The sequence below is a fragment of the Methylobacterium ajmalii genome (assembly GCF_016613415.1).
In the GTDB taxonomy this organism is placed as follows: domain Bacteria; phylum Pseudomonadota; class Alphaproteobacteria; order Rhizobiales; family Beijerinckiaceae; genus Methylobacterium; species Methylobacterium ajmalii.
The window spans coordinates 1-11,688 of the sequence record NZ_JACWCT010000161.1 but is presented as its reverse complement, the minus strand read 5'-3'; the positions used below and the strand labels follow the sequence as shown (position 1 = coordinate 11,688).

The 11,688-nt window shown below is 74.2% G+C and carries 8 protein-coding genes and 1 rRNA gene; all 9 read left to right on the top strand.

All coding sequences use genetic code 11. The features are described from left to right. Nucleotides 1-74: 74 nt before the first annotated feature. Nucleotides 75-1,073: a 2,3-diaminopropionate biosynthesis protein SbnA gene (gene sbnA, locus HPY23_RS28380; RefSeq protein WP_091891393.1), complete on the top strand. Its 999-nt coding sequence runs from the start codon at nucleotides 75-77 to the stop codon at nucleotides 1,071-1,073. 44 nt (nucleotides 1,074-1,117) lie between these two features. Then, the gene (gene sbnB / locus HPY23_RS28375) at nucleotides 1,118-2,128 is read left to right on the top strand and encodes a 2,3-diaminopropionate biosynthesis protein SbnB (protein ID WP_091891389.1); all 1,011 of its coding nucleotides are present in this window, start codon (nucleotides 1,118-1,120) and stop codon (nucleotides 2,126-2,128) included. Between the two features lie 12 nt (nucleotides 2,129-2,140). After that, nucleotides 2,141-3,961 carry an IucA/IucC family protein gene (locus tag HPY23_RS28370; protein WP_091891386.1) on the top strand — a complete coding sequence of 607 codons (1,821 nt, stop codon included), beginning with the start codon at nucleotides 2,141-2,143 and terminating at the stop codon, nucleotides 3,959-3,961. Beyond that, entirely contained in the window at nucleotides 3,958-5,154 is a 1,197-nt protein-coding gene (locus tag HPY23_RS28365) for an MFS transporter (protein ID WP_091891383.1), read from the top strand. Before HPY23_RS28370 ends, HPY23_RS28365 begins: the two co-directional genes overlap by 4 nt. Beyond that, on the top strand, nucleotides 5,151-8,603 hold the full coding sequence (locus tag HPY23_RS28360) for an IucA/IucC family protein (RefSeq protein WP_091891380.1): 3,453 nt from the start codon (nucleotides 5,151-5,153) through the stop codon (nucleotides 8,601-8,603). Before HPY23_RS28365 ends, HPY23_RS28360 begins: the two co-directional genes overlap by 4 nt. Next, nucleotides 8,600-9,382 carry an HpcH/HpaI aldolase family protein gene (locus tag HPY23_RS28355; RefSeq protein ID WP_091891377.1) on the top strand — a complete coding sequence of 261 codons (783 nt, stop codon included), beginning with the start codon at nucleotides 8,600-8,602 and terminating at the stop codon, nucleotides 9,380-9,382. The genes HPY23_RS28360 and HPY23_RS28355 overlap by 4 nt, the downstream gene beginning before the upstream one ends. Then, nucleotides 9,379-10,587, top strand: coding sequence for a type III PLP-dependent enzyme (locus HPY23_RS28350; RefSeq protein ID WP_091891372.1), 1,209 nt, complete (start codon nucleotides 9,379-9,381; stop codon nucleotides 10,585-10,587). Before HPY23_RS28355 ends, HPY23_RS28350 begins: the two co-directional genes overlap by 4 nt. Nucleotides 10,588-10,589: 2 nt before the next feature. Next, nucleotides 10,590-11,108 (top strand): ParB N-terminal domain-containing protein, encoded by a 519-nt coding sequence (locus tag HPY23_RS28345; RefSeq protein WP_175540095.1) that lies wholly within the window; start codon nucleotides 10,590-10,592, stop codon nucleotides 11,106-11,108. Between the two features lie 321 nt (nucleotides 11,109-11,429). Further along, nucleotides 11,430-11,688 (top strand): 16S ribosomal RNA (locus HPY23_RS28340); the annotation flags it as partial.

The window sequence follows — 11,688 nt, the reverse complement described above, 5'->3', positions numbered from 1 at the left end:
AGACGGGCAAACATCCTGTCTCGTCTGCAGAGATCACGGCCGATGTCGAACGAACGCCAGACGGGGAGTTGTCCATGAAGCCGGCGCTTGAAATCCGTGTCGGAGACACGCCGCTCGTCGCTCTCGACAGGTTGTTCCCGCCGGATATCGTCCCGGTCTTCGCCAAGCTCGAGATGCTGAACGTCGGCGGCAGCGTGAAGGACCGCACCGCCCACTACATGGTCTCGCAGGCGCTGGCCGCCGGCCGGGTGACGGCGGACAGCCACCTCGTCGAGAGCTCGTCGGGCAACCTCGCCATCGCGCTCGCGATGATCGCGCAGCGCGTCGGCATCCCGTTCACCGCGGTCGTCGACCCGAACATCGCGCCGACCAATTGCCGCCTGATCGAGGCCTTCGGCGGCCGGGTCGACATGGTGCGGGAGAAGGACGAGGGCGGCGGTTACCTCCACACCCGGGTGCGGCGGGTGGCGGAGCTCTCGCGCACCATCCCGGGGGCGGTCTGGCTCAACCAATACGCCAATCCCGACAACTGGCGGGCGCATTACCACGGCATCGGCGCCGAGATCGTGCGCGAGATGCCGGCGGAGCCGACCCACCTCGTCGCCGCGGTCTCGACCTGCGGCACCCTGATGGGGATGGCGCGCCGCCTGCGCGAGCGCTGGCCTCGGATCGAGGTCGTCGCCGTCGACCTCGACGGCTCGGTCATCTTCGGCGGGCCGGGCGGACGGCGCGACATCCCGGGCATCGGGGCGAGCCGGGTGCCCGAGCAGCTCTCGCTGCCCGAGGTCGACGCCGTCATCCACGCCACCGACTGGGAATCGACCCTCGGCTGCCGGGCGCTGGTGGCGCGCCAGGGCATCCTGGCCGGCGGCTCCTCTGGCACGGTCGTCGCGGCGATCCAGAAGCTGATCCCGCATCTCGGCCGCGGCGCGCGGATCGTCACGCTGCTGCCCGATCGCGGCGAGCGCTACCTCGACACGGTCTACGACCCGAGCTGGCCGGCGGCGGACCGGCGCCTGACGAGGCCGTTCGAGGCTTCCTACCGCCGGATCGCGACCCGCTCCGCGGCCTGAGCCGCCCGCGACGCCCCCATCACGCACCGACAAGGACCGTCACCATGGCTTCGACCAGCCTGCGCTACCTCTCGCGCTCCGACATCGTCGAGATCGGGGGCGACCGCTCCGAACTCTACATGGCGGCGATCGAGGAGGGCTTTCGCCTCCACGCCGCGCGCGACTTCGTCCAGCCGCTGAAGCCCTACCTGCGCAGCCCGCGCGCCACCCACATCGCCGACCGCATCATCGCGATGCCGGCCTGGATCGGCGGCGACCGGCCGGTCGCCGGCCTCAAGTGGATCGGCTCGAAGCACGACAATCCCTCCGCGCGCGGCCTCGATCGCGCCAGCGCGGTGATCGTCCTCAACGATCCCGAGACCAACCACCCGGTCGCCGTCATGGAGGCGGCGCTCATCAGCGCCATGCGTACCGCCGCGGTCACCGGTCTCGCCGTGCGCCACCTCGCCCGGGCGGGCTTCTCGGAGGCCGCGCTGATCGGCTGCGGTCCGATCGCGGCCCGGCAGGCCCAGACGCTCGCCGAGCAGTTTCCGACGCTCGATTCGGTCCGCCTGTTCGACCTGCGCCCCGAGGCTGCCGAGGACCTGGCGGCCCGACTGCGCGACCGCTTCCCGCGGCTGCGCACAATCATCGCCCCGAGCGCCGAGGCGGCAGTGCGCGACTGCCCGGTCGTCGTCACCTGCACCGTCACCGACACCCCCTACCTGCCCTATCGCTGGCTCAGCCCGGGCACGCTGCTCGCCAACGTCTCGATCATGGATGTCGAGCGCGAGGTGTTCCTGAAGGCCGACAAGGTCGTGGTCGACGACTGGGACCAGTGCAATCGCGAGAAGAAGATCATCAACCTCCTGGTCGAGGCCGGCGAATTCTCCCGCGACAAGCTCCACGCCGAGCTCGGCGAGATCGTGGTCGGGCGCAGGCCGGGCCGCGAGAGCGACGACGAGATCATCCTGCTCAACCCGATGGGGATGGCGATCGACGACATCGCCTGCGCCCGCGCGGTCCTGCGCCGCGCCGAGGAGGCGGGGGCCGGCACCGTGCTGCCGCTGTTCTGAGGGAGCGCCTCGATGAACGCCGTGCCGTCGATCCCCGCCCCTTCCCGGTACATCGCCCGGGATCGCCCCCGCGCGCCCGCGCCGCATGGCGCCGCCCGGGAGATCCTGTCCGAACTCTTCGACGCGCTCTGGATCGAGGACGTCGCGGGCCTGCGCAGCCGCGGAATCCTCGGGGGCCCGAGCGAGGACGGGACCCACGACTACGCCCTGGCCCTCGGGCCGGGCCACTTGCGGGCCCGGGTGCGGCCGGACGAATGGCGCGACGGCGTGCGGCTTGCCGGCGGCACCCGGTTCGAGACCGCCCGCGGGACACGGGAGCTCGACGCGGCGGGGCTGCTCGCGCTCGCCCTCGACGCGCTGCCCGACCTCCCGCCCGCCATCCGCCAGCGGACCCTCGCGGCGATGGACGGCGTCCTCGACGCGCTGCCCGACCGCGAGGCCGCGACCGACCCTCTGGTGGCGCAGGCGCTGTCGGGCGATGCGGTGGCCGCGCCGCTCGCCTGGGAGCGCCTCGCGGCCTGGCGCGACCGGCCGTTCCATCCGCTCGCCCGCGCCCGCGGCGGCTTCGACAGGGCCGAGAGCCTCGCCTACGGCGCCGAGGCCGGGCGCTATTTCGCCCTGTCCTGGTGCGCGCTCGCCCGCGACCGCCTGGACCGCTCGCCCGGCGCGGCGCCGCTGGATCCCGCCGCCTGGCTCCTCGATCCGTCGCAACGGGCGCTGCTCGCGCAAGAGATGGAGGCGTGCGGCCTCGACGGCTCGCACGTCGCCCTGCCGCTCCATCCCTGGCAGGCCGCGCACGTTCTCCCCGAGCGCTTCGCCCCCGAGATCCGGGGCGGGCGCCTCGTGCCCCTCGATTTTCGCGGGCCGCTCGTCGCCGCGACCTCGTCGTTGCGCACCGTGGCGCTGCCGACGCGGCCGGGGCTCCACCTCAAGCTGCCCCTCGACGTGCGGACCCTCGGGGTGCGCCGCCTGCTGCCGCCGCAATCGCTGCATAACGGCCTGCACGGCGCGGCGCTCCTCGCCGCCGGGATCGCCCGCGACCCGGAACTCGCCCGCACGGTCCTGATCGCCGACGAAACCGCGTTCTGGCACTTCGCGGAGGCCGACGGCGACCTCTACGCGGAGCGTCCCGGCCTTCTCGGCTGCGCCTTGCGCCGCTTGCCCGTAGCCCCGGCGGTACCGCTCGCAAGCCTCGCGGTCGCGCCGCGCGGCGGCGTGCCGCCGGCCCTGCAGGCGGTCGCCGGGGACGCACCCGATCTCTCGGTCCTGTTCACGGACATCGCCGGCCTCGTCCTCGGCACGGCCCTGCGCTGCGCCTGCCTCGGCTTCGTGCCGGAGCTTCACGGCCAGAACGCCCTCGTGGCCTTCGAGTCCGGACGGCCCCGCCGCCTGATCCTGCGCGACCACGACACGGTGCGCACCGCCCCCGACTGGCTCGCCGGCGTCGGCCTGCCGGTCCCGGCCTATCTGGTCACCGATCCGCGCCGCAATTCCCTGCTGTTGCGCCGGCCCGAGGACCTGATCGCCTACGCCCAGACCCTGGCGCTCGACGTGGCGCTCCGGGCGGTGGCCGAGGCCTTCGCGGCGGCGGGCCGCGGCTTCACCCTGGCGCAGGCGCGCCAGATCCTGATCGCCACGGTCGAGGCTGCGCTCGACGGGGTGGAGGTCCCGGCGGCGCGCAAGGCGCTCGTCGCGTCCTGCCTCGTCGCCCGCCCGGACGCGCCGTTCAAGGAGGTGCTGGCGCCGCTGCTCGCCGCGCCGGCGCTCACGACCTCGATGCCGAGCCGGCTCGGCCGGGCGCCGAACCCGCTCGCCCCCGGGGTGGGCCGGTGACGGCGGGGGCGGGCTGGCCCGCCATCGGCCGCGCCGGGCTCGCCGTCCTGGTGCTGCTCCAGCTCGCGGTGACGGCGGCCCCGCTCGCGCTGCTGCCGGTGCTCGGGCTCCATGTCGCCAGGATGGAAGCCGCCCGGATGGGCGCGACCCCGGCCTTCTGGACCGCGTTGGTTCTGGCCGCGCCGGCCGTCACCACCCTGGCGATGACGCCGGCCTGGACGGTCCTGTCGCGGCGCCTGTCGCTCTCCTCCCTGGTCGTCTGGACCGGCCTCCTGTCGGCGGCGAGCTGCGGGCTGATCGCGCTCGCGACCGATCCGCTGCTCCTCGTGGTCGGCCGTCTCGTCCAGGGTCTCGCCGGCGGCGGCGTCGTGCTGGCCCTCGCCTTCCGGGCGACGGGCGGCAGCGCGGGGCGCGGCTTCGCGCTGATGCAGCAGGCGGTCTCGGCCGGTTGCCTTCTCGGACCGCTCGCCGGCGGGCTCGCCTTCGAGCGCGGCGGGATCGGCGGGCTGATGCTCGCCTGCGCCGGGCTGATCCTCGTCCTGACCCTGGCGGCGGCCCGCGCCGCCCGGGGGCTGGCGGCCGAGCCGGAGGCCGCGCGCGCCACCTCCGGCACCCGCGATGCGCCGACGCTCCTGCCCCTGCTGCTCGCCGGGACCTGCGGCAGCGCCGGCGCCTTCGCGTTCGTCGCCTTCTTCCCGACCTGGGCGAGCGCGCACGATGCCGGCCTCTACACCCCCGGCCTGATCGGCCTCCTGCACAGCCTGAGCTGGGCCGTCGCCCTCCTGATCCTGCCGCTCTGGGCGCGGGGTCTCGACGGCGCCGCGCCGGTCCTCGCGCTCGGCCTGTCGCTCGTCGGCTGCGGCCTCGCCTATGCGGGCGTCCCGCTCGGCCTCGGGCTCGCCGGCATCGTCGCCCTGCGCCTCCTCCAGGGGGCGGTGTTCGCCGGGCAGGCGCCCGCCCTGTTCGCGGCAGCGGAGAAGGCGGGGCCGAGCCGCACCACCGCCCTCGCCCGGGCCCGGGCCGGGCTCACCGTCGGCCAGCTCCTCGGTCCGGTCGCGGCGGGCCTCGCCCTCGCGCCCCTCGGCCCGTCGGGCCCGCTCCTCGTGGCGGCGGGGCTGTCGCTCGCCGGCGCCCTCGCCCTCGTTCCAGTCCTTCTCGCCCCTCACCCCGTTGCCCGGAGCCGCGCCCCATGATGCCCTCGCCCCTCGCCCGGCCGGCCCCGGAGGCCGTCGATGCCGTGCAGGCCGGCCTCGCCGTCGAGCGCCTGATCAACACCTGGCTGCGCGAGCGCAGCCCCAACCTCGTGCCCCCGGAGGGCGAGACCTGCACGATCCCCCTCGGCGACGCGACGCTGCTGGCACCCTGCCGGCACGCCTCGCCCGGCGGGTTCCACGCCTGGGGGCCGTGCCGGCTGCGGCTGCCCGACGGCCGCGTCGTCGACCTCGACGGTCCCGCCGACCTCGCCCGGCGGATGATCGACGCCGCGGTGCCGGAGGCGACGCCGGTGCGGGAGGCGATGAAGCGCCGCCTCCTCGACGGCCTGCGCCGCTCGCGCGACCATGCCCGGGCCTGCGCCGCCCGGCCCTTCGAGCCGACGCCGACCGGGCTCGAGCAGGGCCTCTGGCACGGCCACCCGTTCCATCCCCTCGCCAAGAGCGTCGACGGCTTCTCCGAGACGGATTCGGACCTCTACGCCCCGGAGCGGGCGGCCTCGTTCCGCCTGCGCTGGCTCGTGGCCGATCCCGCCCTCGCCGCGACCCTGTGGCGCGAGCCCGAGGCCGAGGCGTGGATCGGCGCGGCGCTCGCGCGCCTGTCGGGGCTGTCGCGGGAGACGATGGCGGGCCGGGTCGTGATCCCGAGCCATCCCTGGCAGGCCGCCCGGCTCGAAGCCGATCCGGCGATCCGGGCCCTCGTGGCGCAGGGCCGCCTCGCGATCACCCCGCCCTCCGGCACGCCGGTCACGCCGACCTCCTCCGTGCGAACGGTGTTTTCCGCCACCGAGAACCTGTTTCTCAAGCTGCCGATCGCGGCCCGCATCACCAACTTCGCCCGCACCAACAGCCGCGAGCACCTCGCCCGCAGCCTGTCCGCCGCCCGCGCGCTCGCGGCCCTGCCCGAGACGGTGGCGGCCTGCGGCCTCGACATCCTCGGCGAGCCCGGAGCCCTCGCCCTCGCCGATCCCGCGTTCGAGGCGGTCACTGGCGTCCTGGTACGGGAGGGCCCGGCGGGCCCGGCCCTGGTGGTGGCGGGGCTCCTCGAACCCTCGCCCCGCGACGGCCGCCCGGTCCTCGCCGCGATCGGGGCGTCGCTCGCCACGGCCGAGGACGCCGCGGCGTGGCTGCGCGCCTATGCCGGCGCGGCGATCCTGCCGCCGTTGCGCCTGTTCGCCCGCACCGGCATCAGCCTCGAGGCGCACGCCCAGAACAGCCTGCTCGTCCTCGACGGCGGCCTGCCGTCCCGCCTGGTGGTGCGCGACCTCGAAGGTGCGAGCATCGACGGCGCGCGTTTCCGCCGCCGCGTACCCGACCTCGCCCTCGACCCTGCCGTCCTCTACGGCGCCGAGGAGGCCTGGCGGCGCCTGCTCTACTACCTCGTCGTCAACCAGGTCGCCCATGTGGTCGCGACGGTGGCCCGGGCCGCCGACCTCGCCGAGGCGCCGCTCTGGCAGGTCGTCGCGCACAGCCTCGCGGCCTGCGACGAGGACGCCGCGACGACGGCCCTCATCGAGCGGCTCCTCGCCGCCCCGACGCTCCCGGCCAAGGCCAACCTCGCGAGCTGCCTCGCCGGCCGGGGCGAGCGCCCCGACTACGTCGCCCTCGCCAACCCGCTGAGAGCCGCCCGCGCGCAAAGCGAGGCGCAGGCCTGGCACGAGGCCGGCACCCGGGTCACCGGGCAGCTCCTCGGCGCCCTCCTGCACGAGGACCTGCTGCCCGCTTGCGTGGCCACCCTGTCCGGGCCGGACGCGGACCTGTCGATCACCCTCGTCCCGTCGCACGGCCGGACGCGCTACCGCGCGCGGGGCCGGCGCATGCGGGGATACGAGCGCGTCCTGGTCATCCCCGGCAGCATCGTGGCGGAGACCGATCCGGCCTCCACCGCCGAGTCCGTCCGCGACGCCCCGTCGGTCGACGCCTCGTCGGTTCACGACGCTTCGGCCTTCCTCGCCGACCTGCTGCCGGACCTGCCCGGCACGGGCGCCGACCACGCCCGCTTCGCCGAGGAACTGGCGCGCACGCAGGCAAACCACGCCGCGAGCCTCCTCCAGGGCGCCGGCACGGCCCTCGCCGGCCTCTCCTACGAGGCCCTGGAGGGTGCGCTGCCGGACGGGCACCGCTACCATCCCTGCTTCAAGTCCCGGATCGGCTTCACCCCGCGGGACAACCGCGCCTTCGGGCCGGAATTCGGGCGGCCCCTGCGCCCGGTCTGGATCGCCGTCCACCGGTCGCTCGCGGTCGCCGGCTCCCTGGCCGAGGCCGGCGGGCAGGACGACGCGCTGCTGGCCCAGAGCCTCGGTCCGGAGATCCTGGCGGAGTTCCGGGGCCGGCTCGACGGGCGGGCGGACGAGTTCGTGCTCCTCCCGGTCCATCCCTGGCAGTGGCGCCAGGTCGGCGAGGCCGCGACCGAGGCCGAAGAGCGGGCCGGCCGCGTGGTGGTGCTCGGCGAAAGCCCCCACCTCTACGGCGCGCAGCAATCGATCCGCACGCTCGCCGACCGCACGGCGCCGGGCGCGCCTTCGCTGAAGCTCGCGCTCTCGATCCGCAACACCTCGACGGCGCGCACCCTCGCCCCCCACACGGTGCTCAACGCCCCGATCGTCAGCGGCTGGCTCGCGGAGATCGCGGCCGAAAACCCCTACCTGCGCGACAGCGGCGTGGTGCTCCTCGCCGAGCGGATGGGCGTCGCGGTCACCGCGCTCCCGCCGCACGACCGGGACGGCACGACGCGGGGCGCGCTCTCGGCGATCTGGCGCGATCCCCTGACGCCGCACCTGCGCGACGGGGAGGCGGCGGTGCCGTTCACGGCGCTCACCCACCACGACCGGGGCGCGCCGTTCATCGCCGGCTGGATCGCCCGGCACGGGATCGAGCCGTGGCTCGACCGGCTGCTCGCCGTCGCGATGCTGCCGGTGGTGCACCTCCTCCTGGCCGAGGGCATCGCGGTCGAGAGCCACCAGCAGAACATGGCGCTCCTCCACCGCGACGGCTGGCCGGCCCGCGTCGCCCTCAAGGACTTCCACGACGGGGTCCGGTTCATCCCCGACCACGTCGCCCGGCGCCCGCTCCTGACCCCGACGCCGCCCGAGCACGCCCGCGTCAACGCCAATTCCTACGTCGAGGCCCGGGACGTCGAGGACGTGCGCGACTTCATGGTCGACGCCCTGTTCGGCGTGAACCTCGCCGAGCTCGGCTACGGCCTCGACCTCTGGTTCGGCTATCCCGAGGCGCGGTTCTGGGAGCGGGTCGTCGCGGCGTTGGCCGGGCATTGCACGGCCCATCCGGCGGCCCGGGCCGGGGCGCTGCGCTACCGCCTGACCGCCGACACCCTGGTGGTCGAGGACCTGGCGCGCCGCCGCCTCGATCCCGCCCACGCCAGCGGCCGGCGCCGGCCCAACCCCCTGGCCGGCCTGGGGCCGCTTCTGTGAGCGCGCGCCTTCGCCTGAAGCGCCTCATCGAGGCCGGGCGGACGGCCGGCGGCCTGTTCGTGTCGATTCCCGCGCCCGAGATCGTCGAGATCGCCGCGGTGGCCGGTTTCGACTTCGTGCTCGTCGACCTCGAGCACACGCTCGTCGACGGCGCGGACCTGGAACGGATGATCGCGGCGGCCGACCGGGCCGGCCTCAGCGCCCTCGTGCGGGTGCCGGGGGCGGGCTCCGAGCGCATCCTCCAGAGCCTCGATGCGGGGGCGGCCGGCATCGTGGTGCCGCGAGTCTCCTCCCTGTCCGAAGCCGCCGAGGCGGTCCGGCGCGCCCGCCACGCCCCCCTGGGGATCCGCGGCCTCAATGCCGGGCGGCTCGGCCGCTACGGCGACGCCGACCTTCCCGCCATGCCGGCCCGCCTCGACGCCGAAACCCTGGTGATCGCGATGATCGAGGATCCGGCGGGCCTCGAGGCGGCCCCGGCCATCGCCCGGCTTAAGGGCGTCGACGGGCTGCTCTTCGGGGCGGCCGACTATTCGCAGGCGATCGGCCTGCCCTGGCAGACCGGCGCCCCGGCCGTCGCCGCCGCCGGCTCGGCGGTGGTCCGCGCCTGCCGGGAGGCCGGCATCCATGCCTTCGCCGTCACCCGCATCGAGGCGGACCTGCCGCGCCTGCGCGAGGAGGGCGTGCGCGGCCTCCTCGTCGCCAACGATCGCGGCCTGCTGCGCCGCGCCCTCACCGACGCCGACCGCATCTGGCGCAACCTTCCGGGAGCCTCCCGATGACCCTGTATCGCCCCACGACCGAGACCGTCGCCGCCGTCGCGCGCGCGGACCGGCCGGTTTGCGCCTTCCTGCACGACCTCGACGCCCTGCGGCGCCAGGCCCGAATCCTGACGGCGCCGCTCCCGCCCGGCACGTCGTTCCTCTACGCCGTCAAGGCCAACAGCGACCCGCACGTCCTGCGCGCGCTGGAGCCCTGCGTGAGCGGCTTCGAGGTCGCCTCCGCCGGCGAGGTGCTGCGGGTGCGCGAGGCGGTCGGGCCGGAGGCCCGCATCGTGATGGGCGGGCCCGCCCGCACCGAGGAGGACATGCGGGTGATCCTCGCCCACGGGGTTGAGCGGCTGCACGTCGAAAGCCTGCACGGGCTGCATCTCGCGAACGCCGCGGCGGCGCGGGCCGGCGTGACCCTGCCGATCCTGCTGCGGGTCAACCTGACCGGGCCGGTCCCGGGCGCGACCCTGACCATGGGGGGCGCCGCCACCCAGTTCGGCATCGAGCAGGGGGCGATCCCCGACGCCATCGCGCTCGCGCGCGACTACCGGTCCCTGCGCCTCGACGGCTTCCACTTTCACACCGTCTCGAACAACCGCGACGCCATCGGCCATGCCGCCCTCTGCGCCGCCGAGCTCGCCCTCGCCCGCTCCCTCGCCGCGGAGCACGGGGTGGACCTGCGCGTCGTCAATCTCGGCGGCGGCTGGGGCGTGGATTACGCCGACCCCGACTGGCGCTTCGACGTCGCCGCCTTCGCGCAGGCGCTGCGCCCCCATCTCGACGCGGGCGGTCCCGCGCTCCAGTTCGAGTGCGGGCGCATCGTGGCGGCCTACCACGCGGCCTACCTGTGCGAGGTCCTCGACGTGAAGCGCAGCCACGGCCGCGCCTTCGCGCTCCTGCGAGGCGGCACCCACCACTTCCGCCTGCCGAGCTCCTGGGCGCACGACCACCCGTTCAGTATCCTCCCGCGGGAGGCCTGGACCCATCCCTGGACTCGGCCGGAACTGGCCGACACCGCCGTCACCCTGGCGGGCGAATTGTGCACGCCCAAGGACGTGCTCGCCCGCGACGTCCCCGTGCGGCGGATCCGGGTCGGCGACCTCGTTCGCTTCGAGATGGCCGGCGCCTATGGCTGGGACATCTCGCATCACGACTTCCTGCGCCATGCCTATCCGGAGCGGCTGTTTCTCGACCAGGGCCATGTGGCGCGGGCATGACCATGAGCGAGTTGTCCCTGATCCCGCCGCGCCTGCTGCGCCCGACCGAGGAGACGGTGCGGGGCCGGATCGGCGAGGTGATCGCGCTCATCCTCGCCGAGCAGGCCTGGACCCAGCCGATCTGCGTCGAGCGCGACACCCTCGCGGTGCTCGACGGCCATCATCGTCTCGCCACCGCGATCCAGCTCGGCCTTTCCCGGGTGCCGGTGCGGCTCTACGACTATGACACGGTGCCCCTCGCCTCCTGGCGGCCCGGGATCGTCCCGACCCGCGGCGAGGTCCTGCGCCGGGCCCTCGCCGGGCACCTCTACCCGCCCAAGACCACCCGACACAGCTTCGCGCCCGAACCGCCCGCTTCCGTGGCGCTGGCTCAGTTGCTCGGCGAACCCCTTGGCGCATCCACGATTCCCGACGGAACCGAACTGTCTCCGGGGCGTCCGATGCTCCCGTTCGACGCCGGAAAACCCCACCCATCCCCGCGGTTCTGGCCCCGTGTTGACAGGGGAGCCGGCTACCCTTAGACAGCCGCTCACCGACGGGGCGCCGACGAACTGGCCGCCCCGCCGAACCTCCCCAGAGACGAGCGAGCAAGGGCCAGGGCAACCCGGCGCTGCTTTGCGTTTCCGGTAAGGTCGAGATCTGGCTTCGCCCGGATCGGCTCTTTGACAAGTTCATCTGAGAAAGAGAAGCGTGGACGGCGTCGTCCCTGCGGGTCGGTTCCTTCGGAACCGGTCGTGAGTAGGATGATGCTGGTTCGACGTTTCGGTGCTCACACGATCAGGTGGAAACGCCGATCGGTTGTGAGCCTCCGTTTATGTTGTGATCAGCTATGATCAGCTCTTCAACTTGAGAGTTTGATCCTGGCTCAGAGCGAACGCTGGCGGCAGGCTTAACACATGCAAGTCGAGCGGGCATCCTCGTGGTGTCAGCGGCAGACGGGTGAGTAACGCGTGGGAACGTGCCCTTCGGTTCGGAATAACTCAGGGAAACTTGAGCTAATACCGGATACGCCCATGGCCTCTGGCCCTGGGGAAAGGTTTATCTGCCGAAGGATCGGCCCGCGTCTGATTAGCTAGTTGGTGAGGTTATGGCTCACCAAGG